The 26,082-nt window shown below is 71.2% G+C and carries 23 protein-coding genes; 15 read left to right on the top strand and 8 right to left on the bottom strand.

What is annotated here, in order from left to right; genetic code table 11:
- Nucleotides 1-266: 266 nt before the first annotated feature.
- The 4 genes from AB0H93_RS43265 to AB0H93_RS43250 all read right to left on the bottom strand — a co-directional run bounded on the left by AB0H93_RS43265 (nucleotide 267) and on the right by AB0H93_RS43250 (nucleotide 6,153).
- Entirely contained in the window at nucleotides 267-3,041 is a 2,775-nt protein-coding gene (locus tag AB0H93_RS43265) for a PQQ-dependent sugar dehydrogenase (protein WP_358582534.1), read from the bottom strand.
- Between the two features lie 151 nt (nucleotides 3,042-3,192).
- A complete protein-coding gene (locus AB0H93_RS43260; RefSeq protein WP_358582532.1) occupies nucleotides 3,193-3,780 on the bottom strand; it encodes an ElyC/SanA/YdcF family protein in 588 nt (195 codons plus the stop codon).
- A gap of 166 nt (nucleotides 3,781-3,946) precedes the next feature.
- Nucleotides 3,947-5,515, bottom strand: coding sequence for an alkaline phosphatase D family protein (locus tag AB0H93_RS43255; RefSeq protein WP_358582529.1), 1,569 nt, complete (start codon nucleotides 5,513-5,515; stop codon nucleotides 3,947-3,949).
- A gap of 176 nt (nucleotides 5,516-5,691) precedes the next feature.
- A complete protein-coding gene (locus tag AB0H93_RS43250) occupies nucleotides 5,692-6,153 on the bottom strand; it encodes a MarR family transcriptional regulator (RefSeq protein WP_132491716.1) in 462 nt (153 codons plus the stop codon).
- Between the two features lie 101 nt (nucleotides 6,154-6,254).
- Here AB0H93_RS43250 and AB0H93_RS43245 point away from each other — a divergent pair, with 101 nt between their 5' ends.
- The 3 genes from AB0H93_RS43245 to groL all read left to right on the top strand — a co-directional run bounded on the left by AB0H93_RS43245 (nucleotide 6,255) and on the right by groL (nucleotide 9,453).
- A complete protein-coding gene (locus tag AB0H93_RS43245) occupies nucleotides 6,255-6,659 on the top strand; it encodes a DUF5313 family protein (RefSeq protein WP_358582527.1) in 405 nt (134 codons plus the stop codon).
- A 683-nt stretch (nucleotides 6,660-7,342) separates the two neighbouring features.
- The gene (groES, locus tag AB0H93_RS43240; protein ID WP_010316109.1) at nucleotides 7,343-7,633 is read left to right on the top strand and encodes a co-chaperone GroES; all 291 of its coding nucleotides are present in this window, start codon (nucleotides 7,343-7,345) and stop codon (nucleotides 7,631-7,633) included.
- A 197-nt stretch (nucleotides 7,634-7,830) separates the two neighbouring features.
- The gene (gene groL, locus AB0H93_RS43235) at nucleotides 7,831-9,453 is read left to right on the top strand and encodes a chaperonin GroEL (RefSeq protein ID WP_358582524.1); all 1,623 of its coding nucleotides are present in this window, start codon (nucleotides 7,831-7,833) and stop codon (nucleotides 9,451-9,453) included.
- A 180-nt stretch (nucleotides 9,454-9,633) separates the two neighbouring features.
- Here groL and AB0H93_RS43230 read toward each other — a convergent pair whose 3' ends face one another.
- Nucleotides 9,634-9,939, bottom strand: coding sequence for a WhiB family transcriptional regulator (locus AB0H93_RS43230; protein WP_029536210.1), 306 nt, complete (start codon nucleotides 9,937-9,939; stop codon nucleotides 9,634-9,636).
- Nucleotides 9,940-10,134: 195 nt separating this feature from the next.
- On the opposite strand from AB0H93_RS43230, the gene AB0H93_RS43225 reads away from it, so the two are divergent.
- From AB0H93_RS43225 to AB0H93_RS43210, 4 genes are all read left to right on the top strand, one after another.
- The gene (locus AB0H93_RS43225; protein ID WP_358582521.1) at nucleotides 10,135-11,238 is read left to right on the top strand and encodes a MerR family transcriptional regulator; all 1,104 of its coding nucleotides are present in this window, start codon (nucleotides 10,135-10,137) and stop codon (nucleotides 11,236-11,238) included.
- A 309-nt stretch (nucleotides 11,239-11,547) separates the two neighbouring features.
- Nucleotides 11,548-12,144, top strand: a complete 597-nt coding sequence (locus AB0H93_RS43220; protein ID WP_029536209.1) for a response regulator transcription factor — start codon at nucleotides 11,548-11,550, stop codon at nucleotides 12,142-12,144.
- A 523-nt stretch (nucleotides 12,145-12,667) separates the two neighbouring features.
- A complete protein-coding gene (locus AB0H93_RS43215; RefSeq protein WP_093265524.1) occupies nucleotides 12,668-13,240 on the top strand; it encodes a sigma-70 family RNA polymerase sigma factor in 573 nt (190 codons plus the stop codon).
- A complete protein-coding gene (locus AB0H93_RS43210; RefSeq protein ID WP_358582518.1) occupies nucleotides 13,241-14,323 on the top strand; it encodes an anti-sigma-D factor RsdA in 1,083 nt (360 codons plus the stop codon). It begins immediately after the preceding gene.
- 84 nt (nucleotides 14,324-14,407) lie between these two features.
- Here AB0H93_RS43210 and AB0H93_RS43205 read toward each other — a convergent pair whose 3' ends face one another.
- Nucleotides 14,408-14,779 carry a DUF5319 domain-containing protein gene (locus tag AB0H93_RS43205; protein ID WP_358582537.1) on the bottom strand — a complete coding sequence of 124 codons (372 nt, stop codon included), beginning with the start codon at nucleotides 14,777-14,779 and terminating at the stop codon, nucleotides 14,408-14,410.
- 246 nt (nucleotides 14,780-15,025) lie between these two features.
- Here AB0H93_RS43205 and guaB point away from each other — a divergent pair, with 246 nt between their 5' ends.
- The 4 genes from guaB (at nucleotide 15,026) to AB0H93_RS43185 (ending at nucleotide 20,781) form a co-directional block, all read left to right on the top strand.
- Nucleotides 15,026-16,537, top strand: a complete 1,512-nt coding sequence (guaB, locus tag AB0H93_RS43200; RefSeq protein WP_132486445.1) for an IMP dehydrogenase — start codon at nucleotides 15,026-15,028, stop codon at nucleotides 16,535-16,537.
- Nucleotides 16,538-16,716: 179 nt separating this feature from the next.
- Nucleotides 16,717-17,847 carry a GuaB3 family IMP dehydrogenase-related protein gene (locus tag AB0H93_RS43195; protein WP_132486443.1) on the top strand — a complete coding sequence of 377 codons (1,131 nt, stop codon included), beginning with the start codon at nucleotides 16,717-16,719 and terminating at the stop codon, nucleotides 17,845-17,847.
- A 132-nt stretch (nucleotides 17,848-17,979) separates the two neighbouring features.
- Nucleotides 17,980-18,927 (top strand): YafY family protein, encoded by a 948-nt coding sequence (locus AB0H93_RS43190; RefSeq protein ID WP_358582515.1) that lies wholly within the window; start codon nucleotides 17,980-17,982, stop codon nucleotides 18,925-18,927.
- 153 nt (nucleotides 18,928-19,080) lie between these two features.
- Nucleotides 19,081-20,781 carry a GMC family oxidoreductase gene (locus AB0H93_RS43185; RefSeq protein WP_358582513.1) on the top strand — a complete coding sequence of 567 codons (1,701 nt, stop codon included), beginning with the start codon at nucleotides 19,081-19,083 and terminating at the stop codon, nucleotides 20,779-20,781.
- Here the strand turns inward: AB0H93_RS43185 and AB0H93_RS43180 are convergent.
- Together AB0H93_RS43180 and AB0H93_RS43175 are read right to left on the bottom strand one after the other, a co-directional pair.
- Nucleotides 20,697-21,011: a hypothetical protein gene (locus AB0H93_RS43180; RefSeq protein WP_358582511.1), complete on the bottom strand. Its 315-nt coding sequence runs from the start codon at nucleotides 21,009-21,011 to the stop codon at nucleotides 20,697-20,699. The genes AB0H93_RS43185 and AB0H93_RS43180 overlap by 85 nt on opposite strands.
- Entirely contained in the window at nucleotides 21,005-21,673 is a 669-nt protein-coding gene (locus AB0H93_RS43175; protein WP_358582509.1) for a CPBP family intramembrane glutamic endopeptidase, read from the bottom strand. Before AB0H93_RS43175 ends, AB0H93_RS43180 begins: the two co-directional genes overlap by 7 nt.
- Nucleotides 21,674-21,825: 152 nt before the next feature.
- Between AB0H93_RS43175 and AB0H93_RS43170 the strand changes: the two genes are divergently transcribed.
- From AB0H93_RS43170 to guaA, 4 genes are all read left to right on the top strand, one after another.
- Complete coding sequence (locus AB0H93_RS43170; RefSeq protein ID WP_358582506.1) at nucleotides 21,826-23,040, top strand: sensor domain-containing protein; 1,215 nt, start codon at nucleotides 21,826-21,828, stop codon at nucleotides 23,038-23,040.
- Nucleotides 23,028-23,666, top strand: coding sequence for a response regulator transcription factor (locus AB0H93_RS43165; protein ID WP_358582503.1), 639 nt, complete (start codon nucleotides 23,028-23,030; stop codon nucleotides 23,664-23,666). The genes AB0H93_RS43170 and AB0H93_RS43165 overlap by 13 nt, the downstream gene beginning before the upstream one ends.
- Before the next feature lie 90 nt (nucleotides 23,667-23,756).
- Nucleotides 23,757-24,227: a carboxymuconolactone decarboxylase family protein gene (locus AB0H93_RS43160; RefSeq protein WP_358582501.1), complete on the top strand. Its 471-nt coding sequence runs from the start codon at nucleotides 23,757-23,759 to the stop codon at nucleotides 24,225-24,227.
- A gap of 150 nt (nucleotides 24,228-24,377) precedes the next feature.
- Nucleotides 24,378-25,979, top strand: a complete 1,602-nt coding sequence (gene guaA, locus AB0H93_RS43155) for a glutamine-hydrolyzing GMP synthase (protein WP_358582498.1) — start codon at nucleotides 24,378-24,380, stop codon at nucleotides 25,977-25,979.
- Nucleotides 25,980-26,082: the final 103 nt, after the last annotated feature.

The raw sequence follows: 26,082 nt of genomic DNA, 5'->3' as shown, positions 1-26,082 counted from the left end.
CTTCCCCCCTTTTTTTCCTTCTACCTTTTTTACCTCCTACATCCGTTCTCTGATTTCCATTGAAATTGCGGACCCCCGGACCCCCGGACCCCCGGACCCCCGGACCCCCGGACCCCCGGACCCCCGGACCCCCGGACCCGGTGCCCGGTCGGCATCGTCGTCGTCCAGGGGGATCACAGTTTCAATTGAAACTGCGACCCCCTGAGACGGCGCGCATCGTCCGGTCTGGCCGCAGTTTCAATTGAAACTGCGGCCAGACCAATGGTTCAGTACCTCCGGTCGATCGTCGTGCCGGTGGCCGCTCGCCACTCGACGTAGCCGTGCTCGAAGTCGTTGCGGCGACCGCCGGAGATCGCGAACTCCCCGGTCTTCGGGTAGCCCAGGTACGAGCGTTCCCAGCCGAGCGCGGACCAGCGTTCGCGGATCCGGCCGTACACCTCGTGCGCTCCGGTGCCCGGCGTCCAGTAGACCGACGCCGCCTTGGAGAAGTGGTTGTAGCGCCCCACTCCGTCCGGCGTGGTGAGCTCGTCGGTCGTCGGGTAGCCGAGCGGCCCGAGCTCCCAGCCCAGCTGCGACCAGGTCACCCGGATCGCGCCCCAGATCGCATGCGCCCCGGAGCCCGGCTTCCAGTAGATCGAGCCCGCCTTGGAGAAGTGGTTGTACCGCCCCACCCCGTCCGGCGTGGTCACCTCGTCGGTCGTCGGGTAACCGAGCGGGCCCTGCTCCCAGCCGTTCGCCGCCCAGTTCTGCCGGATCGCGCCCCACACCGCGTGCGATCCGGTGTCCGGGCTCCAGTAGATCGAGGCCGGGAAGCCCGCGGTCACCCCGACGAAGTGGTTGTACCGGCCGATGCCGTCCGATGTGGACAGTTCGTCCGTGGTCGGCGGGCCGAACCTGCCGTGCCCGCCGAGTTGCAGGTACTTCGCGAGGTTCCCGCCGTAGACGTAGTGCACGCCGGTCTGCGCGGTCCAGTACAGCCGCCCGCGCTCGTAGCCGCGGTAGCGGATGCCGTCCTCGGCGATCTCCGGCCCGGTGGGCTGCCCGAGCAGGTTCCGCAGATGCGGTTCGGCTTCGTAGCGCCGGTCGATCGGCGTGGCGTACCGCGCCGCGAGCGTCAGGTCGCCGGCGCCCATGGTCAGCACCCGCGACCGGACACCGACGTCGTCGGTCCAGCCGGCGAAGGTCGCCACGCCGTCGGTCGCGGTCGCCGCCGCGATCACGTCGAAGGAGGCGCCTTCGGTGACCATCGCCGAGCTCCGCCCTCCCTCCGCGGGGATCTGCAGCACGGCGGGCACGTTGCTGGTCAGCGTGAGCAGGTGTTCGCGCGGCATGGCCGCGTAGGTCTCGCTGCTGCGCACCCCGGCGCTGTCGGTCGTGGTGGCGGTGATCTCCATCCGCGAGTCCGGGTGATCGGTGAACGCGACCTGGAACGATTCGCCGGTGCCGCCGGCCCCCGGGTGGCGGTGGCAGGTCGCCTCCTCCGGGCAGTGCACCTCGGCGCTGGCCCAGGTGATCGGCGTCGTGCCGTCCTCGGCGTCGGTGGCCCGCGCGGTGAGGGACACGGTCTCGCCGACGGCGAAGGTCCGCCCGCCGGGCGTCGTCAGCGCCAGCTGGGGGGAGTGGTTCGCCGGCGCGACCAGCAGGTCGACGCTGCCGGACGCGCCGAGCGGGTCGGTCGCGGTCAGCCGCGCGGTGAACCGGTCGCCGTCCGGGTAGGTGTGGCTGGTGCGCGCGCCGGAGCCGGTCGTGCCGTCGCCGAAGTCCCAGCGGTAGGTCAGCGGATCGCCGTCGAAGTCCTGCGATCTCGACCCGTCGAAGGTGACGGTGCGGGTCGCCGGATCGGTGCTGATCTCGGCCTCGGCCACCGGCGCGGAGTTGCCCTGCGGGTAGCTGAGCCGCCGCAGCGTGCCGGAGTAGATGTCGGCGAAGACGACGTCGCCGTTGGGTGCGGCCGCGAACTTCACCAGCCCGCCGATGTCGCCGCCGAACGGCGGGTTCTCCGGCGCCCGCACCAGCTTCCCCTGCGCGTCGAAGCGCAGCGTCCACAGCTTCTTCGTGGTGTAGTCGCCGAAGAAGTACGCGCCGCGGTAGGCCTCCGGGTAGCTCTCGCCCCGGTAGATGATGCCGCCGGTGACGCTGTTGCCCTGGTCGGCGCCGCCGCCGTGGTGGTACTCCCACAGCGGCGGGGTGTTCACCACGGACGCGCATTCGGGCAGGTCGTCGTAGCCCGGGGTCCGGTGGTTCCCCTCCCAGCAGGGCCACTTGTAGTTCTGGCCGGGCCGGACGAGGTCGACCTCCTCCCAGGTGTTGTAGCCGACGTCGCCGACGATCGGCGTGCCGGTGCCGGGGTCCAGCGACAGCCGGAACGGGCTGCGGAACCCGCTGGCGTACACCCGGCTGCGCCACGACGAGGGGTTCGACGCCTGGAAGTAGGGGTTGCCGGGCACGCCGTCGCCGGTGGCGGTGACGTGCAGGACCTTGCCGTTGGGTGCGTCGATGTCCATGGCCCGCAACGCGTTCCGGTCGGTGCGGGTGAAGTCGGAGAGGTCACCGACGGACACCCACAGGGTGCCGTCGTCGGCCGCGACGATCCCGGTCATGCCGTGCACCGCATAGGGGCTGCGGAACTCGAAGAGCACCTGTTCGTCGGCGAGGCCGGTCGGTTCCGGCGCGCCGGTGACGGTCCAGCGCGCGAGCCGCAGCAGGTAGCCGCCGGTGCCGCCGGGGACCGAGCGGGCCAGGTAGACGTGCCGCGAGGTGGCGTAGTCGGCGGCCACCGCGAGCCCGGTCAGCCCCAGGTCCTGGGCCGGTTCGACGGGCAGGGCCGCGATGGTCCTGGTGCGGCCGTCGGCGGCCACCCACGCCACGGTGCCCTTCTTCCCGGTGGTCAGGACGCTGCCGTCGGGCAGGTATGCGAAGTCGGTCAGGTCGAAGGCGGCCTGCCCGCTGGGTTGATTGCGGAGGACGAAACCGGATGGCACGGCGGCTTCCGCGCGGCGGGCCGGTAACGCCGCCAGCAACCCGATGGATAACAGCGCCACGCAGCACGCGCTCAACCAGCTGCGGAGTCTTCGAGCGAGCACGGTGATCACACCCCTATTCGGCAAGGATGTGCTGATATCGCCCGAAGTTCCGCCCGGGTTGCCACCACCCGGAATCTTGCCCACCGTCACGGCCGATCACCGATGGTGATCAGCGGCGCCACCAGAATGCCTTGGTGGTGGCGAGGAACTCGCGGCGGGCGCCGCGGGCGGAGACCCGGCGCAGGCCGTCGGCCGCCGCGTCGTGGCCGACGCCGTGGGCGTCGATGCCCGCGCGCCGGCACAGCGCGACCGCGCGGCGCAGGTGGAACCGGGTGGTCACGACGGTGACCTCGCGCAGCCCGAAGCCCTCGGCCGCCCGCCGGCAGGACGACCAGGTGTCCACACCGGACTCGTCCAGCACCACCGCGGAGGCGGGAATCCCGTGCGACACGAGGTGGTGCCGCATCACGACGGGTTCGCTGTGCCCGCGGGATTCCGGGCTGCCGCTGACGATGATGCGCCGGACCCGGCCCGCCTCGAACAGCTCCCGCGCCACGTTCAGCCGCCCCTGCAGGATCCGGCTCGGCAGGCCGTCCCAGCGCACTCCCGCGCCGAGCACCAGCGCGTACTCGGTCGCGGGCGCGTCCTGGACCGTGCTGATGCGGCGGGCGCTGCGCGCCAGCGCCCATGCCGAGGGCAGCGCCGCCGCGACCCCGAGCCCGGCCAGCGCAGCGAGTCCCTTCCGAAGTCCACGCACCGGACAAGTGTGCCATCGAGGACAACGGCCGGGACCGGCCACGCGCCAACCGATCGGCGCAAGTCGCCCCGTGCGTACTTTGTGCGGCTACAGCAGCACGAAGTACGCACGGGGCGATGGGCCACCGGGCGACTCCGCCGGACCGTCCCCAGTGGACGGTCTGGGGTCAGGCCGGGTTGAGAACCGGGTTGCCGTCCTCGACCACGAACGACTTCGCGGTCTCCGCCGGGGCGTCCTTCTTCGACACGTACGGCAGCACCCGGTAGTCGGCGCGCAGCTCCGCCTCGGTGAACTTGGTGCGCACGTAGCCACGCCGGTTGGCGTAGAACTTCACGTGCGGGTTCTCCTTGAGCACGTCGCCGTTGCCGTCGTCGTTGCCATCCCCGCCGCTGGTGACGGAGGTCGTGATGAACTCGGTGCCGACGGCGCGCGACTCGGGGTCGTCGTGGGTCCGCTTGATCTCCGCGGCCCAGTGCCGGTGCACGTCGCCGGTGAGCACGACGCCGTTGCGGACCGCGCTGTCGGCCATCGCGCCCGCGATCCGGTCGCGGTTGGCCACGTAGCCGTCCCAGGCGTCCATGTTGTAGCCCTCTTCGGCGCCGGGCGTCAGGTCGATCTTGGAGAAGAACACCTGCTGGCCCAGCACGTCCCAGCGGGCGGTGGTGTCGCGGAACCCGTCGATGATCCACTTCTCCTGCTCGGCGCCGGTGATCGACCGGTCCGGGTCCTCGCGGTCGGTGCAGCCGGACTGCACGCCGTCGCCGCAGGCCTGGTCGTCGCGGTACTGGCGGGTGTCGAGCAGGTGGAAGTTGACCAGCGATCCCCAGCGGTACCGCCGGTAGAGCTGCATGTCGATGCCGTTGGGCTTCGAGCCCGCGCGCAGCGGCATGTTCTCGTAGTACGCCTGGAGGGCGACCTTGCGCCGGTCCAGGAAGCCGTCGTCGGGCTTCTCCGGGGTCTCGTCGGCCCAGTTGTTCTCGACCTCGTGATCGTCGAACACCACCAGCCACGGCGCGGTCGCGTGCGCGAGCTGCAGGTCCGGGTCGGTCTTGTACTGCGCGTGGCGCTGCCGGTAGTTGGCCAGCGTGCGGGTCTCCGGGCCGAGCACCTTGCGCACGTCGCCGTCCTTGGCGGCGTACTCGTACTGGTAGTCGCCGAGGTGCAGGATCAGCCCCGGCTCGTCCTCGGCCATCCGCCGGTACGCGGTGAAGTACCCCTGCCCGAAGTGCGCGCAGGAGGTGAAGCACATGGTCAGCTCGCCGAGCGCGTCCGGCGCGGGCGCGGTGCGGGTGCGGCCGACCGGCGAGATCGAGCCCTCGGCGCGGAACCGGTAGAAGTACTCCGCGCCGGGCTGCAGGCCCTCCAGCTCGACGTGCACGCTGTGCCCCAGCTCCGGCGCGGCCTGGGCCTCGCCGCTCTGCACGATCTTGCCGAACTGCTCGTCGGTGGCGACCTCCCACTGCACGGGCACGGCCTTGTCGGGCATGCCGCCCAGCCCGTCGTCGGCGGTCGGCTCCGGCGCCAGCCGGGTCCACAGCACGACCCCGTCCGGCAATGGGTCGCCGGAGGCGACGCCGAGGGTGAACGGGTCGGCGAGCCGGCGGGTACCGGCGCCGGGCAGCGACAGCGCGTTGGCCAGCGCGGAGCCGCCGAGGGCGGTCGCACCGAGCGCGGCGGCGCCGCCGAGCAGCACGGCGCGGCGGCTGACCCCGCCGGGTAACGGGATATCGGGCATCGGTGTCCTCCAGGTGTCCTGCGGGAGTCGTCCGGGGCTCGACCGTGGCGCGATCGAGCGCACGAAAGTACCGACACCAGAAGAGGGTTTGGTGAATTCCCGGCGAAATGGGGCGGCCGAAGCAAGCCCCGGAATCCGTTCGGCCCAGCCGCTGCCGGACCGATCGGCCCAGCGCGTCACCCGGCGTCGAGGGCGCGGCGGGTCGCCGCGATCACCTTGCTCAGCGCCTCGTTGAGCTGCTCCAGCTCGGCGACCTCCATGCCGAGGAGCTCGACCACGCGGTACGGGATCTTCTCGGCCTCCGCCCGGAGTTCCCGGCCCTTCCCGGTCAGCTCCACGGCGAGCAGCCGCTCGTCCTCGGTGCTGCGGCGCCGCTCCAGGTAGCCGATCGATTCGAGGCGTTTGAGCAGCGGCGACAACGTCGCGGGGTCGGCGTGCAGGGCGCCGCAGAGATCCTTCACCGATCTCGGCGACTGCTCCCACAGCGCGAGCATCACGAGGTACTGCGGGTGCGTCAGGCCGAGCGGCGCGAGCAGCGGTCGGTAGACGGAGATGACGTTGCGCGAGGCGACGGACAGCGCGAAGCACACCTGGCGATCGAGGGTGAGCGGATCCTCGCCGAGGTCGATCTGGTTCATCGGGGTCTCCTTCCGGCCGGGGTGCCCGCTATCACGCTAATCATTAGCGTGCTAATGATTAGCATATAGGTTGTTCTCGGACGCTCGGCGAAGGAGGGGACGTGGCCGCTGACGGACGAATCCGGCCCAACCCGGTGCAGTGGATCTGGTACGCCTTCGGCGGACGGCTGCCGGCCAGGTGCCGGGAGTGGGTCCTGCGCGACATCACGTGCCGGACCTGGGTGCTGCGGCACATCGGCCGCAGCCTGGTCCAGATCTCCCCGGGACTGCTCTTCCTGCTGCTGCCCGGTCCGTTCTGGATCCGGGCGATGTCCGTGCTCGGCGGGGTCATCCTTGCGCTCTGGTACTCGCTGTCGTACCTGGAGCACACCAGCGAGTACCGGCTCACCAAGCACGGTTACCCGATGGGTACGGGCAGGGCGGTGCGCGAGGAGGCGCAGGCCGCGATCCGCGCCCAGCGGGCGCAGCGGTACGCCGAGCTCTACCGCAACCAGCCGGAGCGGTGAGCTCGCGAGGTCATTTCGGCCGCCACCCGGCTCGGGTCGGCGGGCCGGGCGGGCCGGGCGGGCGCGCGGGTCGGGGGCGGCGCTCCCAGGGGCGGTTCGCGGGCTTGGAGAGGGCGGGCATGCCTGGCAACCTAGGCCACCGAACCGCCTTGGTGTGAACCACCTCGTGGCATTGGTGACATTTCCCGCATGGCGATCTACCAGCGAAGATCACGCACAGCTGATCGTCTGTGACAACTTCCCAGGTGGCGGCCCCGCGGCCCAGGTTCGCTACGGTCCGAACCGAATCGAATCCGCCGGGTAGCCGGAGCGCGCCGCTGATCGACCTCGTTGCCGAGCGCGCGGATGCCGGGATCCCGCGTTGCTGGATGGTCGAGCTCGGGCGCCGCCGACTCTGCTTGACTGTCGTCCGACGGAGACTTCCGGCTATCGGGACGGCGGCTGCATCGCTGGTCGATTCGTTGCGGCCGAGCCCTTCACGGTCTCGCTCCGGCTCGGCGTTCCGGGGCGGTCGACACGCCGGGAGGCCGGAGAAGAGGGTTGTTGTTGAGCGTTGGCACTCTCATGGGTAGAGTGCTAGCAGAACGGCGCCGCAGCGCCCCGGCACCCGCGACGGCGGGGAGCCGCGGAGCCGTCTTAACCCAGACAACGCTTCGAAGGCCCCAGAAGGTGGAGGTCACACCGTGGCGAGCATCAAGCCGCTTGAGGACAAGATCGTGGTCCAGGCGAGCGAGGCCGAGACGACGACTGCGTCCGGCATCGTGATCCCGGACACCGCCAAGGAAAAGCCCCAGGAGGGCAAGGTTCTGGCCGTCGGCCCGGGTCGCGTCGACGACAAGGGCAACCGCATCCCGGTGGATGTCAAGGAAGGCGACGTCGTCATCTACTCGAAGTACGGCGGCACCGAGGTCAAGTACAACGGCGAGGAGTACCTGATCCTCTCCGCCCGCGACGTGCTGGCCGTCGTCAACTGACGCTGCACCACGCGAGCAATGCCGCCCCGGCGGTCCCGACCGGGACCCCGGGGCGGTCGCATATCCGGGGCAAGAGTCTTTCGCTGGGCTCGTTCTGCGTGGCGGCGGTGCCTGTTGCGCAGGTGGGCTGAGCGGCTTCGCCGCTTCAAGGACAAGAGCGAAGACCCCAAAGGCATCCATGAAGGGCTGTTGTAACCATGGCTAAGCAGATCGCCTTCGACGAGCAGGCCCGGCGCGCGCTGGAGCGCGGCGTCAACCAGCTCGCCGACGCGGTGAAGGTCACCCTCGGGCCGCGTGGTCGGCACGTCGTGCTGGACAAGCAGTTCGGCGGGCCGCAGATCACCAACGACGGCGTGACCATCGCCCGCGAGATCGAGCTGAGCGACCCGTTCGAGAACCTGGGCGCCCAGCTCGCCAAGAACGTCGCGACGAAGACCAACGACGTCGCCGGCGACGGCACCACCACCGCCACCGTGCTCGCCCAGTCGCTGGTCCGCGAGGGCCTGCGCAACCTGGCCGCGGGCGCCAACCCGGCGTCGCTGAACAAGGGCGTCCAGGCGGCCACCGACGCCGTCGTCGAGGCGCTCAAGGCCAAGGCCACGCCGGTCAAGGGCCGCGACAACATCGCCCAGATCGCGACCGTGTCCTCCCGGGACGAGTCCATCGGCGCCCTGATCGGCGAGGCGATGGAGAAGGTCGGCGAGGACGGCGTGATCAGCATCGAGGAGTCCTCGACGCTGGCCACCGAGCTGGAGATCACCGAGGGCCTCCAGTTCGACAAGGGCTTCATCTCCCCGCACTTCGTCACCGACGCCGAGCGTCAGGAAGCGGTGCTGGAGGATGCGCAGATCCTGCTGCACCGCGACAAGATCTCCGGCCTGCAGGACCTGCTGCCGCTGCTGGAGAAGATCGCGCAGGGCGGCAAGCCGCTGCTGATCATCGCCGAGGACGTCGAGGGCGAGGCGCTGTCCACCCTGGCCGTCAACGCGATCCGCAAGACCCTGAAGGTCGTCGCGGTCAAGGCCCCGTTCTTCGGCGACCGCCGCAAGGCGTTCCTGGACGACCTGGCGATCGCCACCGGCGCCCAGGTCATCGCGCCGGAGGTCGGGCTGAAGCTGTCCGAGGCCGGTCCGGAGGTGCTCGGCGAGGCCCGCCGGGTCACCGTGACCAAGGACGCCACGACCATTGTGGACGGCCGCGGCAGCGCCGAGGGCGTCAAGGACCGCGTGGACCAGATCCGCAAGGAGATCGAGGCCACCGACTCCGACTGGGACCGCGAGAAGCTGCAGGAGCGGCTGGCCAAGCTGTCCGGCGGCGTCGCTGTGATCAAGGTCGGCGCGGCCACCGAGACGGAGCTCAAGGAGCGCAAGTCCCGCATCGAGGACGCCGTCGCCGCCGCCAAGGCCGCGGCCGAGGAGGGCAGCGTCCCCGGTGGTGGGTCGAGCCTGATCCACGCCGCCAAGGTGCTGGCCGACGACCTCGGCCTCACCGGTGACGAGGCCACCGGCGTGCAGCTGGTGCGCCGCGCGCTGGACGCCCCGCTGTACTGGATCGCCGCCAACGCCGGCCAGGAAGGCGCCGTCGTGGTGTCCAAGGTCCGCGACCTGGACTGGGGCGCCGGTTACAACGCGGCGACCGACGAGTACGGCGACCTGGTGCAGGCCGGCATCGTCGACCCGCTGAAGGTGACCCGCTCCGCGGTCGCCAACGCGGCCTCCATCGCCCGCATGGTGATCACCACCGAGAGCGCGGTCGTGGAGAAGCCGGAGGAGCAGCCGGAGGCCGCCGGGCACGGCCACGGCCACGGGCACGGCCACTGAGCCATTGCGCGTGAGCCCGGGCCCTCGGCCCGGCTGAACGGCACGAAGATCGGGGCGGTACCCACGGCGTGGGTACCGCCCCGATCTTTTCGTCCTACCCGGAGCCGAATGACGCCCCTCGTAGTCATCCGACTCCGGCGGCCGTCCGCGATCCGCGACGCGGCGGCCGACACAAGCGCGTCAGCTGGCCGCGACCGCCAGCTGCTGGCGCTTGCGCGCCTTGATGATCACTTCCCGCTCCGACTCCGACAGCCCGCCCCAGATGCCGTACGGCTCCTGCACGGCTAGCGCGTGCGTCCGGCACTGCGCGATCACAGGGCAGTGCTGGCACACCTCTTTCGCCTTCGCCTCGCGCCGAGCTCGTGCCGGGCCGCGTTCGCCGTCCGGATGAAAGAAGTACGCGCTGTCCATGCCTCGACAGGAGCCCCGTATCTGCCAATCCCAGATATCGGCGTTCGGTCCTGGAAGACGTCGAGTGTCTGCCATTGCGCAAACCACCTCCTAGCGGTGGGTCCCCTCCCCGCTGCAGCCGGCGGCCGCAGCCTCGCATGATCCGACCGTAGAACCGCGCCAAAACTTGTTCAACCCTTATCGAGCCAAAAGCTGTTCATCGTTGGAGTGATCTTTGGCCGACCAAGATCGACGCCCGACGGCTTGCCCTCCACGGGCCGGAACCGGAACATGTCCCGCGTGACGACGCGGCCGGAACCTGTGCAGGGGCAGGACACCCCCATCCCGAGCGACGATCCGGAGCTGGTCGAAGGTCCGGATGGCGCCGCGTCGGACGATCAGCCGCGGCTCAGCGTCGCCGCGGTGGCCCGCCGGCTCGGTGTGGCACCCGCCACGCTGCGCACCTGGGACCGCCGGTACGGACTCGGGCCCAGCGATCACACCAGCGGTCGGCACCGCCGCTACGGCCCGGACGACATCGCTCGCCTGGAGCAGATGCAACGCGCGCTGCTGCGCGGTGCCTCGCCGATGGAGGCAGCCCGCTACGCCCGCACCGTCGCCGCGCCGCTGCCGCAGCGATACCCCGACGCGACCGAGCGGCAAACGCAGCCGGACGGATCCGGCGACGGGCCGATGATGCTGTCCGGCGTGCTCGGCGGCGCCGGCGACATCGAGTTGGCCGGCGGCTCGAACACCGGCGGGCGCGGGCTCAAACTCACCGGGGCCGGGCCGCGCGCCCGCGGCCTGGGGCGAGCAGCACTCGCGCTGGACTCCTGGTCCGTGCAGCGGCTGCTGATCGAGTCGATGGACAGCGACGGCGTCGTGGAGACCTGGCAGGGCATGCTGCAGCCGGTGCTGCGCGCCGTCAGCGAGCGGCGGCAGCGGTCCGGCTCCGGCATCGAGGTCCTGCAGTTACTGGTCGACTGCGCGTCCACCGCGCTGCGCTCGGTGATCGCGACCGCGCCGCCCCCGCTCAATCCGCGCCCGGTGGTGCTCGCCCCGGTGCCCGGCGAAGTGCAGGAGCTCGAACTCGTGGCGCTGGCCGCAGCGCTCGCCGCCAACCGCGTCGGCCACCGGCTGTTCGGCGCCGCGCTGCCGCGCGAAGGGCTCGCCGCCGCGGTGCGCCGTTCCGCCCCGGCCGCCGTGGTGCTCTGGGCCGACCAGTCGCACTACGCCTCGTCGCGGGTGCTGGACGACATCCCGATCACCCGCCAGCGCGCCCGCGCGTTCGTGGCGGGCGCCGGGTGGGCGCAGCAGGCGCTGCCCGCGCACGTGGAGCTGCTCGATTCGCTGGAGACGGCTGTGGCGCGTGTTTCCGAGACCGTACTGGGCTGAGCGAGGCCTTTTGTGGCATAAATCACACACCCACCGTGTGGGTGAGGTTACGGCGTTCGTGCGGACGGGCGAAACTGCAGTCACGACTGGGTGCAATCGGGTGAATACTGCAGGTACGGCGCGTGGTCGGCGGCTTCCCGGCGCAGTGGGTGGACCGGTCCCGGCGGCCTGCTCCGTTCCAGTGAACCGGCACCCGATCGGGCTGCCACAAAATTTCTTGACGGATTAAGCACCGGATCGTGTCAAGGTTTTGGCCCCTGCGTCCGATAGGGGAGTTGGAACGTCACTCGCCTGCAGGAAGGAGTTCCCGTGACGACGGTCCTGATCTGCGATGACCGACGTAGCGTCCGGGAAGGGCTCACTCGTGTGATGTCTGCTGTCCCCGGAGTGAGTCGAATTGATTGCGTTGCGCACGGTGATGAGCTGCTGGCCCGCTTCTCGCGGCAGGCCGTCGACGTCGTCTTGGTGGGTACCCAGCGCGCGGTGCCGAACGGCGTCGAGGCCACCCGAAGGCTCGTCTCGGCACATCCGCAAGCAAACGTGATCGTGTTCGGTGCCCCGGACGACGCGGCCAGCATCGCCGCCGCGATCGCCGGCGGCGCCCGTGGCTACCTCCGCTGGGATGCTTCCCGGCCGGAGTTGGTGGCGGCGCTGGCGCACACGCTGGCGAGCACCTCGGTGCCCGCACCCCGGCAACCGTCCGATCCGGGGGTGCAGCTGACGGAGCGCGAACTCCAGGTGCTGCGCGGCATGAGCCAGGGCAAGAGCAACGGCCAGATCGGCCGGGAGCTCTACCTCTCGGAGGACACGGTCAAGACCCACGCTCGCCGGCTTTTCCGGAAGCTCGGCGTGCGCGACCGCGCGCAGGCAGTCGCGCACGGTTTCCGCCGCGGCCTCGTCGCCTGATCGTCGCGCGCGGTGATCACCGCGCGCCTGTCGATCGGAGCGCACCGGCAGATCCAGTCCGAGCTGCCGGTGCTCGGCGAGGACGTTGGCTTGGAGCGAGCTGACGTTACGAGTGCGCCTGTGGCTCGCGTCACTTCCGGCACGACCCCGACCCGGGGTGCGACGCCGGTGTGGCGCGAGCCATAGTTCTTCAGAGTGGGACGATCCGGGACGAAACCGGCCTTCTCGGCAATCGGTGCAGATGCCCCGAAAGTGTCGCGGTACCCCGGTCGTGCGACCCCTGTGAAGATCGTCTCTGATCTTCTCCGGTGAACCTCCAAGATCCCGTGGCCTGGGTAAACGCCGCCGGGGTCGGCGTCTGGTATCTCTGAATGTGTGACGACGACGGCCCCCTCCATCCACTCCCTGTTCAACGATCGCCCCCCGGCCGGTACGGTGAGCTCGGCGCGGCGTGCGGCGCACGCGATCTCCGCCGGACAAATCCGAATCGCTTGAACGCGTAACACCAGGGCTGCTGTCTGCGATGACCAACGTGGGGGACGGGCTGGACGCTCTTGTAGGCGCCGCCGTCGACGGCGATCGTCAGTCGATCGAGCGCTTGCTGGCCGAAATCCGTCCTTTGGTGGTGCGGTACTGCCGCGCCAGAGTCGGACGAAACGAGAGGTCGTTCGCTTCGGCGGACGACGTGGCCCAGGAAGTGTGCCTCGCGGTGCTGACCGCGCTGCCCACCTACAAGGACCAGGGTCGTCCGTTCCTGGCGTTCGTGTACGGCATCGCCGCGCACAAGGTTGCTGATGCGCACCGCGCGTTGGCCCGCAACCGCTCCGAACCGGTGGCAGATGTTCCGGACACCCCGGAATCCGAGGCCGGACCGGAGCAGCGGGCCATGCAGGGTGAGCTTTCGGGCAGGATGGCGCAGCTTCTTCGCGTCCTCCCGGCCAAGCAGCGGGAAATCCTGCTGCTCCGGGTGGTCGTCGGGTTGTCGGCGGAGGAAACCGCCGAAGCGGTCGGTTCGACGCCGGGCGCGGTACGCGTGGCTCAACACCGCGCGTTGGCCCGGCTGCGAAAGACGCTGTCCGCGGAGGAGGTGGTCTGAATGGCGGAGCGGAAGGGGCCCGAGGGGGAGCAGGCGGGACACGACCCTGTCGAGTCCGGCCGGCACGAGGACCGTTCGCGCGGGGCAGACGAGCGGGACCAGATTCCCGCAGAGGGGTCCGCAGACGAGGGAACGGAACTGAGCGACAACCAGCGGGATTCCGGCTCGGCCGAGTCTGAAACCACCGAACCCGACGCCGTGTCGGGCGACGCCGACGTGCTCCCCTTCCGGCCGCGACCGGCCGAGGAGTCCGACGAGCTGGTCGACTTCGACGACTTCGGCGAAGAACCGATCGACCTGGGCGCGCTGCAGGCCGACGACGCATTGCTCGACGCGCTCGGCGGGACCAATCCCGACGTGGTCGCGTCGGCCGACGACGAGCGCCCCAGCCTGGAGGCGCTGCTGGTCGCGTGGCGGCAGGACATCGACGCCGCGCCGATCGGCGATCTGGTCGACGTGGAGACCGCGACCGCGGCCATCGCGGCGGGCAGCCGCCCGCGCCGCAGGCTCAAGCGCCGGCACCTGGTGCCGGTCGCCACCGCCGCCGCGGTCCTGATGATCACGTTCACCGGGGTGGGCGTGGCCGCCCGCGACGCGCAGCCCGGCGACATGCTGTGGGGCGTCGCACAGGTCCTCTACTCCGATCGCACGCGCGCGATCGTCGCCGCGAGCTCGGCCCGCGAGGACCTGAACACCGCCGAGGGCGCGATCGAGCAGGGCAACCGCACCGCCGCCGAGGCCGCGCTGCGCTCCGCGCAGGAGCAGATGCGGGGCGTCGACGACGAGCACGGGCTGTCCGACCTGAAGGCCGCGCACGCTTCGCTGACCGCGCGGATGGGCCAGGGCGAGAACCCGCAGCCCCCGCAGCCGTCGACGCCGACCACGCCGTCGACGCCGACCACGTCGCCGTCGCAGCCGGTGCCGCCGGTGCCGCCGACGGACAGCTCGTCGGTGCCGCCGACGTCGTCCACGTCGCCATCGGAGTCGTCCACGTCGCCGAGCGAGACGAGCGGCAGCTCCGAGCACCCGTCGAGCGGCTGGGGATCGGATCTGTTCCCGCAGAAGAGCAGCAGCAATCCGTGATGATGAGGCCGGTCTAACACCTGCCAACGCGAAGAGGGGCTCCCGGTCGGGAGCCCCTCTTCGCGTTCTGCTTGGTGCGAGTTGTCAGTGGGTGGTTTCGGTCTCGGTCACGCCGTCCGCGTAGCCGCGGCAGTACTCCCAGGTGACGTAGTCGCTCGGGTTCGGGTCGAACGCCGGCTCGTGCGGGCGCATCCGGCCGTCCTGCAGCAGCTGCTCCAGGCTGGAGCGCAGCAGCTCCCAGTCGTGGTAGTGGCATTCGCCGCAGTCCGCGCAGTCCACCACGATGCCGCGGAGCCCGCGGGGCTCCAGCAGGGCCTGGTAGACGGCGAGATCGGTCAGGTCGGCGAGCAGTTCGGCCCGTTCCTCATCGCCGAGTGGTGGGCCGTCGTCGGCGTCGTGATCGCCGAGTGCCATGCTCGGATCTTCCGGGTCACCCGCGAACGGGTCTGGTGGCATCGGATCGTGCGGCACGGCCCGCACGGTACCGGCTGCGTCCACCTCGTGGGGTTGTCGGGGCGGGTTTGGCCGCCCGCCGTGGCGTGGCCCACCCCTCGGCCCACGGGGCAAACGCGCCTGACCTGTGGTCTCTATCATTGAGGGAATCCCCGATGCCGATGCCACGTTCCACACGTAATCGCCGAGGACATCCAGCCGCACCCGCAGTCTGCGGACCATAGCGTGAAGGAAGGCACATCCCTCGCCATGAGCAGCGAACTCTCCGCACCAGGCCTCCCCTCGAAGTTCGCGACACTGGGTCTGACCTTCGATGACGTGCTCCTCCTGCCGGACGAGTCCGACGTCATCCCCAGCGGCGTCGACACGTCCACCCAGCTGTCCCGCAACATCCGCCTGCGGGTGCCGCTGCTGTCCGCCGCGATGGACACCGTCACCGAGGCGCGGATGGCGATCGCCATGGCCCGCCAGGGCGGCGTCGGCATCCTGCAGCGCAACCTGTCCGTCGAGGAGCAGGCCGCCCAGGTCGAGGTGGTCAAGCGCTCCGAGGCGGGCATGGTCACCGACCCGGTGACCTGCTCGCCGGATGACACCCTCGCCGAGGTGGACGCGCTGTGCGCCCGCTTCCGCATCTCCGGTGTGCCGGTGACCGACCCGGACGGCACCCTCGTCGGCATCATCACCAACCGCGACATGCGGTTCGAGGTGGACTTCACCCGGCGGGTGCGCGAGGTCATGACCGCGACGCCGCTGATCACCGCGCAGGTCGGCGTCACCGCCGAAGCCGCGCTCGGGCTGCTGCGGCGCAACAAGATCGAGAAGCTGCCGATCGTGGACAACGCGGGCAAGCTCCGCGGGCTGATCACCGTCAAGGACTTCGTCAAGACCGAGCAGTACCCGCGCGCCACCAAGGACCCGGACGGCCGGCTGCTGTGCGGCGCGGCGGTCGGCGTCGGCGCGGACTCGCACGAGCGCGCGATGGCGCTGGTGGACGCCGGTGTCGACGTGCTGATCGTGGACACCGCGCACGGGCACTCGCGCGCGGTGCTGGACACCGTGGCGACGCTGAAGAAGGAGCTCGGCAACTCCGTCGACGTCATCGGCGGCAACGTGGCGACCCGGGCCGGCGCGCAGGCGCTGGTCGACGCCGGGGCGGACGCGGTGAAGGTCGGCGTCGGGCCGGGCTCGATCTGCACCACCCGCGTCGTCGCCGGGGTCGGCGTGCCGCAGATCAGCGCGATCTACGAGGCGAGCATGGCCTGCCGCCCGGCGGGCGTGCCGCTGATCGGCGACGGCGGCATCCAGTACTCCGGGGACATCCCGAAGGCCATCGCGGCCGGTGCGAGCAGCGTCATGCTGGGCAGCCTGCTGGCCGGCACCGCCGAGTCGCCGGGCCAGCTGGTGCTGGTCAACGGCAAGCAGTTCAAGGTGTACCGGGGCATGGGCTCGCTGGGCGCCATGCAGTCGCGGGGCCAGGCCAAGTCGTACTCCAAGGACCGCTACTTCCAGGACGACGTGCTGTCCGAGGACAAGCTGGTGCCGGAGGGCATCGAGGGCCGGGTGCCGTTCCGCGGGCCGCTGGCGCAGGTGGTCGACCAGCTGATCGGCGGACTGCGCTCGGGCATGGGCTACACGGGCTCCAACACGATTCCGGAGCTGCAGGACGCGAAGCTGGTGCGGATCACCGCGGCGGGGCTCAAGGAGAGCCACCCGCACGACATCCAGATGACCGTCGAGGCGCCGAACTACACCACGCGCTGATCACCACCGTCCCGGCCGCCGCATCCCCGCGATGCGGCGGCCGCGTCGTTCTCCGGGGGCGCCGGAACCGCCGGTTTCGCGCGGTCGAGGCGGGCTAAGGAGCCCCCGTTGCACGTCACACGGGCAGCGAAGAGAGAATGCTTCGTCGGAAAGCGGTGCCGCGAGGAGGGACTTCAACGGTGCGGGATCAGGTTGAGATCGGCATGGGCCGCACGGCCATGCGCGGCTACGACTTGGACGACGTGGAGATCGTGCCCTCGCGGCGGACCCGGTCGTCGAAGGATGTTTCCCTGGCGTGGCAGATCGACGCCTACCGCTTCGACATCCCGCTGGTCACGCACCCGACGGACGCGGTCGTCTCGCCCGCCACCGCGGTGCGGATCGGCGAGCTCGGCGGCCTGGGCGTGCTGAACGCCGAGGGGCTGTGGGCGCGCCACGAGAACGTCGAGGAGAAGCTGTTCGAGGTGGTTCGCGCCGCCGAGGAGAACAGCGACCCCGAGGCCGCGATCCGGCTGCTGCAGGAGCTGCACGCCGCGCCGATCCGGGCGGACCTGCTGGCCACCGCGCTGAAGCAGGTGAAGGACTCCGGTGTCACGGTGGCGGCGCGGGTCAGCCCGCAGCACGCCGAGGAGCTGACCCCGGACCTGCTCGCGGCCGGCGTCGAGCTGCTGGTCGTGCAGGGCACCATCATCTCCGCCGAGCACGTCGCCAGGGACGGCGAGCCGCTGAACCTGAAGCGGTTCATCGCCGAGCTCGACGTGCCGGTGATCGCCGGCGGGGTCGGCGACTACCGCACGGCGATGCACCTGATGCGCACCGGCGCGGCCGGCGTGATCGTCGGCTTCGGCCAGTCCCGCGCGGCGACCACCACCCAGGTGCTGGGCATCGGGGTGCCGATGGCCACCGCGATCGCCGACGCCGCCGCCGCCCGCCGCGACTACCTGGACGAGACCGGCGGCCGCTACGTGCACGTGCTCGCCGACGGCGGCCTGTCGTACTCCGGCGACATCGCGAAGGCGATCGCCTGCGGCGCCGACGCCGTGATGCTCGGCGAGGCGCTGACCGAGTCGGCGGAGACGCCGGCGCAGGGCTACTACTGGACTTCCGCCGCCGCGCACCCGAGCCTGCCGCGCAGCGAGATCGTCGGCTTCGCCGGTTCGGGCGCGGACTTGGAGCAGTTGCTGTTCGGGCCGAGCAGCGACCCGTACGGCACGCTGAACCTCTTCGGCGGCCTGCGTCGCGCGATGGCGAAGACCGGCTACCGGGACCTCAAGGAGTTCCAGAAGGTCGGCCTGTCGCTCCGCGGCTGACCCACGTCCGCCACCGGGCTCGTGAGTGCTTTGGACCGCTGCAGCGATCCGAAGCGCTCACGAGCCTTGGTTTTTCGGTGCCGTGCGGGATCAGGTCGGCCGCTGTCCTAATCGGACGGCAGACTCGGCGGCATGCTGGACACTTCGGCGCGCCTGCTCAAGCTGCTGTCGCTGCTGCAGACCCCTCGCGACTGGGCCGGGTCCGAGTTCGCCGAGCGGCTCGGCGTCAGCGCGCGGACCGTGCGCCGCGACATCGAGCGACTGCGCGAGCTCGGATATCCGGTGCACGCCACCCAGGGCACGGCCGGTTACCGGCTCGGCGCCGGGGCGGCGGTTCCGCCGCTGCTGCTGGACGACGACGAGGCGATCGCGGTCGCCGTCGGGCTGCGCACGGCCGCCGGGGTCGCCGGGGTGGAGGAAACCTCGGCCCGGGCGCTGGCGAAGCTGGAGCAGGTCCTGCCGTCCCGGCTGCGGCACCGGGTGCAGACCCTGCAGAGCGCCATGATCGCGATGCCGGGAGACGGCCCGACGGTGGACGCGAGCGTGCTGACCGCGATCGCCGCCGCCTGCCGGGGCCGCGAGCGGCTCCGCTTCGACTACTCCGCCCACGACGGCACGACCAGCCGGCGGATCACCGAGCCGCACCGGCTGGTCGGCTGGGGCCGCCGCTGGTACCTGGTGGCGTGGGACGTGGAGCGCGACGACTGGCGGACGTTCCGCGCCGACCGGATCGAGCCCCGGACGCCGACCGGGCCGCGCTTCGCCCCGCGCGAGCTGCCGGGCGGCGATGTCGTCGCCTACCTCGGCGAACGGCTGAACGTCGCGCTGTGGCACTGCCAGGCGACGCTGCGGTTCCGGTTGTCCGCGGCCCGCGTCGCGGAGCTGATCACGCCGACCGGCGCGCTGATCGAGCCGGTGGACGACAACGCCTGCGACGTGACCATGGGCGCCGATTCGATGCACCTCCTGGCGGTCTTCGCGGGGCTGATCGCGGCGGACTTCGAGGTCGTCGATCCGCCCGAGCTCCGCGATCACCTGGCCAGGCTCGGCACCCGGTACCTCCGCGCCGCCGGACCGTGAGCGCGGCTTCGGCTGGAGCGTCCTGGGCGGCGGTTTCGCGCGAAACCGCCGCTCCCGGGGCGATGTCCGCCACCCGGAGCCGCTGCGAAAAGCGGGTGCAGAACCTGTTCCACCTCTAGCTACTGGCGAGTAATTACGTCTAGTCTGTCGCGCATGGCTGGACGTGACGAGAGCGAAACCGATTTCGACGTGGTCGTCATCGGTTCCGGGTTCGGCGGCAGCGTGGCCGCGCTGCGCCTGACGGAGAAGGGCTACCGCGTCGCGGTGCTCGAAGCCGGTCGCCGGTTCGCCGACGACGAACTGCCCAAGACGTCCTGGGACCTGCGGAAGTTCTTGTGGGCACCGCAGCTCGGGTGCTACGGCATCCAGCGCATCCACCTGCTGCGCAACGTGCTGATCCTCGCGGGCGCGGGCGTCGGCGGCGGCTCGCTGAACTACGCCAACACGCTCTACCGGCCGCTCGAGCCGTTCTACAACGACCCGCAGTGGGCGCACATCACCGACTGGGAAGCCGAACTCGCCCCGCACTACGACCAGGCCACCCGGATGCTCGGCGTCGTCCAGAACCCGACCGAAACCCCCTCCGACGTGGTGATCAAGCAGGTCGCCGGGGAGATGGGCGTCGGCGACACCTACCACCACACGCCGGTCGGCGTGTACTTCCGCAAGCCCGGGCAGACCGACTCCGACCCGTTCTTCGGCGGCGCCGGGCCCGCGCGCACCGGCTGCACCGAATGCGGCGCCTGCATGACCGGCTGCCGCGTCGGCGCGAAGAACACGCTGGTCAAGAACTACCTGTACCTGGCGGAAGCGGGCGGCGCCGAGGTCTTCCCGCTGACCACCGTGACCCGGCTCGGGCAGGGCGCCGACGGCCGGTGGCGCATCGCGACCGCGCGCACCGGGGCGAAGATGTCCCGGCGGCCCCGGATCTTCCGCGCCGACCAGGTCGTGGTCGCGGCGGGCACCTGGGGCACCCAGAACCTGCTGCACCGCTGCCGCGAGAACGGCGACCTGCCGCGGCTTTCGACGCGGCTCGGGCGGCTGACCCGGACCAACTCCGAGGCGATCATCGGCGCGCAGATGAAGAAGCGCGACCCCGAGCGCGACTTCTCCACCGGCGTGGCCATCACCTCCTCGTTCCACCCGGACACCGACACGCACATCGAGCCGGTGCGCTACACCAAGGGCGCCAACGCGATGGGGCTGCTGCAGACCCTGGCGACCAAGGGCGGCGAGGGGTCGCGGTGGAAGCAGTGGGCGAAGTACGTGTGGAAGCACCCGAACCTGGCGCTGCGCACGCTGTCGGTCAAGAACTGGAGCGAGCGCACCGTGATCCTGCTGGTCATGCAGAGCCTCGACAACTCGCTGACCACGCGGCTCAAGCGGGTCTTCGGCAAGGAGCTGCTGACCTCGGAGCAGGGCCACGGCGCGCCCAACCCGACCTACATCCCGGCCGGTGAGCAGGCCAACGAACTGGTCGCCGAGCGCATCGGCGGCGTCGCGGGCGGCACCTGGGGCGAGCTGTTCGACATCCCGCTGACCGCGCACTTCCTCGGTGGCTGCGCGATCGGCGAGGACGCCGAGCACGGCGTGATCGACCCGTACCACCGGGCGCACGGCTACCCGACGATGTCCATCGTGGACGGTTCGGCGGTGTCGGCGAACCTGGGCGTGAACCCGTCGCTGACGATCACCGCCCAGGCGGAGCGGGCGTTCTCGATGTGGCCGAACAAGGGCGAGCAGGACGCCCGCCCGGACCAGGGGACCGGCTACCGCCAGGTGGCGCCGGTCGTCCCGAAGTCGCCGGCGGTCCCGGCCACCGCACCCGCTGCGTTGCGCCTGCCCGTCGTCTGACCGCCGCCGAACCGGCGGCGCAGCGCGAGCACGCCGAGGAGCCCGGCCATCGCCAGCCAGCCCGGCCACGCCGTCAGGCCCGCGGTCAGCGGGCTCGGCGGCTGGTCGGCGGAGCCCAACACCCACGGCAGCTGAACCGCGGCCGTGCTGGTGAAGGTGTGCGCGACGACCGCGGGCACCACCGAGGCGGACCGCATCCGCAGCCAGGTGAAGACCGGCACGATCAGCACGCAGGAGACCAGGAACGAGCCGATCGAGACCGGCCACGAAGCGCCGGGTACTGGCCGCCGAGCAGCAGCGTCGGCAGGTGCCAGAGCGCGAACACCACGCCGGTGCCGACCATCGCGAACACGGGGCCGCGCGGCAGCAACCGCGGCAGCAGGAAGCCCTGCCAGCCCAGTTCCTCGCCGAAGAACATCGGCAGGAAGATCAGCATGTCGAGCAGCAGTCCGGCCGCCCAGATCGCCAGCTCGGGCCACGGAACACCGGTCTGCCCAAGGGTTTCCGGGGCGAACTGGCTGCGGAACCCGGAGAAGTTCCCGAGATCCGGGTGGTAGACCCCGGCCACCGCGCCCACCGACAGCGAAACCAGGCTGAGCATCAGCGGCACCGCGAAGGCGAGCGCGCATTCCACCGCCGTGCCCTTGGGCCAGGTCAGGGCCAGCGTGGCGCGAACGTTCCGGCGGCGCTCAACGCGGAGCAGGACGAACACGGCGGCCAGCGCCGGGGTGAGCATCGCGGCCGCGATGCAGAGCTGTTCGAGCAGGCCCATCGAAACGTCGTTGCCGGCCCGGCGGAAACCGGTCAGCCACAGCGGCGCCATCGCGAGCCACATGCCCGCGTAGGCGAGTCCGATGAATGCCAGGACCGAGCGGGCTTTCGGTTGGATCATGGCGGCGAAGCTATGGCGGCGACGGCGTGCCGCGACAGGCCGCGGGCACCCGGCCCGATGGTGTCGTGCACTCCACTGTTCGGCGGGTCCGGCTCCGGCAGACTCTTGCCTGAAATCCCCGACTGCCGGGGATTCGAGGGGAGAGATGGACGATGCGGCTGCGCGAGGTGGTTCGCGATTCCGGGTTCCTGCTGCTCGGCCTGGCAACGGGAATCGCCGCGCTGGTCGCGATTCCGCTGATCCTCACCAGCGGGATCCTGGTCGTGCTCGGCGTCGGCGCGGTCCTGCTGCCCGCCGCCCTGGGGGTGCTGCACCGGTGGGCGGAATGGGAACGGCGGCGGGCCGGGCGGCTGCTCGGCGTCGCGGTCCACCCGACGCGGGCGGTGACCGGATTGGGCGCGGTGCTCCGGTCGCCGGGCACGTGGCGGGATCTGCGCTGGCTGCCGGTGCACGCGCTGGCGGGCACGATCACCTCGCTCATCTGCCTCGTCGCGGTCGCCGGGCCGTTGGGCACCGTGGCGACGATGCTGATCTGGCCGGTGCTGCCGAACATGTCGTTGCTGGGCCTGCGGATCACGAGCTGGCCGCTCGCGCTGACCGCCGGTCCGGTGCAGCTCGCGATACTGCTCGCACTGCTGCTGTGGGGAGTCCCGGCGCTGGCGAAGTGGCAGGCGAAGCTGAGCCTCGCGCTGCTTTCCCCGTCGGCCGCGCGGCTGAAGGCCGACGAACTTGCCGAGCGGGTCGACGAACTGGCCGAAACCCGGGCGGGCGCGCTGGAAGCGCACGGCGCCGAGCTGCGGCGGATCGAGCGAGACCTGCACGACGGCACGCAGGCTCAGCTGGTCTCGCTCGCCATCCGGCTCGGGATCGCGGAGAAGGCGGCGCACCAAGACCCAGATATGGCGGTCCGCATGCTGCAGGAGGCCCGCGAAGGGGCGGAGGAGGCGATGACCGGGTTGCGCAACGTCGTCCGCACCCTCTACCCGCCGATCCTCGCCGACCGCGGGCTCGCCGGGGCGGCTTCCGCGCTCGGCGCCCGGTGCGCCGTGCCGACCACGGTCACCGTCGCGGAGCTCGGCGAGGTTCCGGCCGCGGTCGAGGCCGCCGCGTACTTCGTCGTCGCCGAGGCGCTGAACAACGTGACCAAGCACGCCCGCGCGACGCGCGCCGCCGCGGCGATCGACCGGGTCGGAGACGAGCTCCGGATCGAGATCGGTGACGACGGGATCGGCGGGATCGACGAATCGAAGGGCACCGGCGTGGCCGGGATCCGGCACCGCGTCGCGGCCCTGGACGGGCGGGCCGAGGTGGTCGGCCCGGCGGGCGGGCCGACCACGATCCGGGTGGTGTTGCCGTGCGGGTCGTGATCGTCGAGGACAACGTGATCCTCGCGGAGGGGCTCAAGTTGCTGCTGAGCACCGTCGGCATCGAAGTGACCGCCGTGGTCGCCGAGGCGGAGCCGTTCCTCGACCTGATCGAGGCGGAGGCGCCGGACGCGGCCGTGGTGGACGTCCGGCTGCCACCGTCGTTCCGCGACGAAGGCGTGCGGGCGGCCCTGCGGGCGCGCCGGATCCGGCCGGGCCTGCCGGTGCTGGTGTTCTCCCAGTACGTGGAGGAGACCTACGCGCGCGAGCTGCTCTCCGACGGCCGGGGCGCGGTGGGATACCTGCTCAAGGACCGGGTTTCGCGGGTGGACGAGTTCGTCGACGCGCTGCGCCGGATCGCCGGCGGCGGCACCGTGATGGACCCAGAAGTCGTCGCGCAGCTGCTGACCAGGCGGCACGACCCGCTCGCCGCGCTCACGCCGCGCGAGCGGGAGGTGCTGGCGCTGATGGCGGCTGGCTACGCGAACGCCGAGATCGCCGCGCGGCTGGTCGTCACGGAGCGGGCCGTGCTCAAGCACGTCGGGAACATCTTCGCCAAGCTCGACCTGCCGGCCGGGGACTCGGGCCACCGCCGGGTCCTCGCGGTGCTCGCCTACCTCGGCGGCTGACGAGACGGGCATCACATCCAGACCGGTCACATCGCGCCCGGTCGACTCGTCATAGGTGTGCAGGCACCGAAAACGGCAGAGGAGCCGACCATGGATGCGCGTTTGAACCTCTTCGGAAACCCGGTCGCGGGCAAGTTCGTGAAGCACCTCGTCTCGGCGAATAAGGCGATCTCGGATTCGGAGCTGCCCGCCGCGACGCAGGAGCTCGTGAAGATCCGCGCGAGCCAGATCAACGGCTGCGGGTTCTGCACCGACATGCACACCAAGGACGCGGCCGCCGCCGGCGAATCGTCGCTGCGGCTCAACCTCGTCGCGGCCTGGCGGGAGGCCACGGTCTTCACCGAGGCCGAGCGCGCGGCGCTGGAGCTGGCGGAGCAGGGCACCCGCATCGCGGATGCGGCCGGTGGCGTCACGGACGAGGCCTGGGAGAACGCCGCGAAGCACTACGACGAGGACCAGCTCGCCGCGCTGGCGTCCCTGATCGCGCTCATCAACGCCTTCAACCGGCTGAACGTGATCGTCCGGCAGCCCGCCGGTGACTACCAGCCCGGCCAGTTCTGATCTCCCGGACCGGGGAGCCGGGGCCGGTGCCGTCGCGCACCGGTCCCGGCTCCCCGCCGCCCCGCCGGGCAAGGGCGGGGTCGGTGCCGCTGTGGCCTTGATTACCTGGGAGAATGGGCGCCACCGCTCTCGCCAGGAGGTTTCGACGACGTGTCCGGTACCGCAAGCAGCAAGGGCGCCGATCGCCAGGGGCAGGGGCCTGTCCTCGTTGTCGATTACGGCGCCCAGTACGCGCAGCTGATCGCGCGACGGGTGCGGGAGGCGCAGATCTACTCGGAGGTCGTCCCGCACGACACCTCGGTGGAGGACATCGCGCGCCGCGACCCGGCGGCCATCGTGCTCTCCGGCGGCCCGTCCAGCGTCTACGCCGACGGCGCGCCGCAGGTCGACCCGGAGCTGTTCAGCGCGGGCATCCCGGTGTTCGGCATCTGCTACGGCTTCCAGGCGATGACCTCCGCGCTCGGCGGCACGGTCGAGCACACCGGCACCCGCGAGTACGGCCGCACCGAGCTGGACATCACCGGCGACGGCGGCACGCTGCACGCGGAGCTGCCCGGCCACCACCCGGTGTGGATGAGCCACGGCGACTCGGTGAGCAAGGCCCCCGAGGGCTTCGCCGTGACCGCCGGTACCAAGGACACCCCGGTGGCCGCCTTCGAGAGCGTCGAGCGCCGGCTGGCCGGCGTGCAGTACCACCCCGAGGTGGTGCACTCGCCGCACGGCCAGGAGGTGCTGCGCCGCTTCCTGCACGAGATCGCCGGGGTCCGTCCGCAGTGGACCACCGCGTCCATCGTGGACGACACGGTGGCCGCGATCCGCGAGCAGATCGGCGACCGGCGGGCGATCTGCGCGCTGTCCGGCGGGGTCGACTCGGCGGTGGCCGCCGCGCTGGTGCACCGCGCCATCGGCGACCAGCTGACCTGCGTCTTCGTCGACCACGGCCTGCTGCGCTCCGGCGAGCGCGCCCAGGTGGAGCGCGACTTCGTCGCGGCGACCGGCGTCCGGCTGGTCACCATCGACGCGGTGGACCGGTTCCTCGGCGCGCTTTCCGGCGTCACCGACCCCGAGGAGAAGCGCAAGATCATCGGCCGCGAGTTCATCCGCGTCTTCGAACAGGCCGCCCGCGACCTGCAGGCCGAGGCGGGCGCGGCCGGCGAGCAGATCGACTTCCTGGTGCAGGGCACGCTGTACCCGGACGTGGTGGAGTCCGGCGGCGGCACCGGCGCCGCGAACATCAAGAGCCACCACAACGTCGGCGGGCTGCCCGACGACCTGCAGTTCGATCTGGTCGAGCCGCTGCGCGCGCTGTTCAAGGACGAGGTGCGCCGGGTCGGGCTGGAGCTGGGCCTGCCGGAGACGATCGTGCACCGGCAGCCGTTCCCGGGCCCGGGGCTGGGCATCCGGATCATCGGCGAGGTGACCGCGGAGCGGCTCGCGACGCTGCGCGCGGCCGACTCGATCGCCCGCGAGGAGCTGACCGCGGCGGGTCTGGACCGCGACATCTGGCAGTGCCCGGTGGTGCTGCTGGCCGACGTCCGGTCGGTCGGCGTCCAGGGCGACGGCCGCACCTACGGCCACCCGGTGGTGCTGCGCCCGGTGTCCAGCGAGGACGCGATGACCGCGGACTGGACCCGGCTGCCCTACGACGTGCTGGAGCGGATCTCCACCCGGATCACCAACGAGGTCGCCGACGTCAACCGCGTGACCCTCGACGTCACCTCCAAGCCGCCGGGCACCATCGAGTGGGAGTGATCCCAGCGCTCGGTTATGGTGTCGTGTCGGTCTCCTACCCGCTGATGGCGGCTGCGATATCGCAGCTGGCGCCGGTGCGGCAGCAAGCGAGCACTCTTGGTGT

The sequence above is a fragment of the Saccharopolyspora sp. NPDC050642 genome, from assembly GCF_040654735.1.
Classification (GTDB): Bacteria; Actinomycetota; Actinomycetes; order Mycobacteriales; family Pseudonocardiaceae; genus Saccharopolyspora; species Saccharopolyspora elongata.
This window is presented reverse-complemented; position numbering and strand designations above follow the sequence as displayed.

Coding starts and splice junctions, on each gene's coding strand:
- AB0H93_RS43205 (WP_358582537.1), bottom strand. CDS start 14,779: ATGCCACCAGACCCGTTCGCGGGTGACCCGGAAGATCCGAGCATGGCA.
- AB0H93_RS43255 (WP_358582529.1), bottom strand. CDS start 5,515: ATGCCCGATATCCCGTTACCCGGCGGGGTCAGCCGCCGCGCCGTGCTG.
- AB0H93_RS43185 (WP_358582513.1), top strand. CDS start 19,081: ATGGCTGGACGTGACGAGAGCGAAACCGATTTCGACGTGGTCGTCATC.
- AB0H93_RS43250 (WP_132491716.1), bottom strand. CDS start 6,153: ATGAACCAGATCGACCTCGGCGAGGATCCGCTCACCCTCGATCGCCAG.
- AB0H93_RS43210 (WP_358582518.1), top strand. CDS start 13,241: ATGGCGGAGCGGAAGGGGCCCGAGGGGGAGCAGGCGGGACACGACCCT.
- guaB (WP_132486445.1), top strand. CDS start 15,026: ATGAGCAGCGAACTCTCCGCACCAGGCCTCCCCTCGAAGTTCGCGACA.
- AB0H93_RS43225 (WP_358582521.1), top strand. CDS start 10,135: ATGTCCCGCGTGACGACGCGGCCGGAACCTGTGCAGGGGCAGGACACC.
- AB0H93_RS43215 (WP_093265524.1), top strand. CDS start 12,668: ATGACCAACGTGGGGGACGGGCTGGACGCTCTTGTAGGCGCCGCCGTC.
- AB0H93_RS43160 (WP_358582501.1), top strand. CDS start 23,757: ATGGATGCGCGTTTGAACCTCTTCGGAAACCCGGTCGCGGGCAAGTTC.
- groL (WP_358582524.1), top strand. CDS start 7,831: ATGGCTAAGCAGATCGCCTTCGACGAGCAGGCCCGGCGCGCGCTGGAG.
- AB0H93_RS43230 (WP_029536210.1), bottom strand. CDS start 9,939: ATGGCAGACACTCGACGTCTTCCAGGACCGAACGCCGATATCTGGGAT.
- AB0H93_RS43175 (WP_358582509.1), bottom strand. CDS start 21,673: ATGATCCAACCGAAAGCCCGCTCGGTCCTGGCATTCATCGGACTCGCC.
- AB0H93_RS43170 (WP_358582506.1), top strand. CDS start 21,826: ATGCGGCTGCGCGAGGTGGTTCGCGATTCCGGGTTCCTGCTGCTCGGC.
- AB0H93_RS43190 (WP_358582515.1), top strand. CDS start 17,980: ATGCTGGACACTTCGGCGCGCCTGCTCAAGCTGCTGTCGCTGCTGCAG.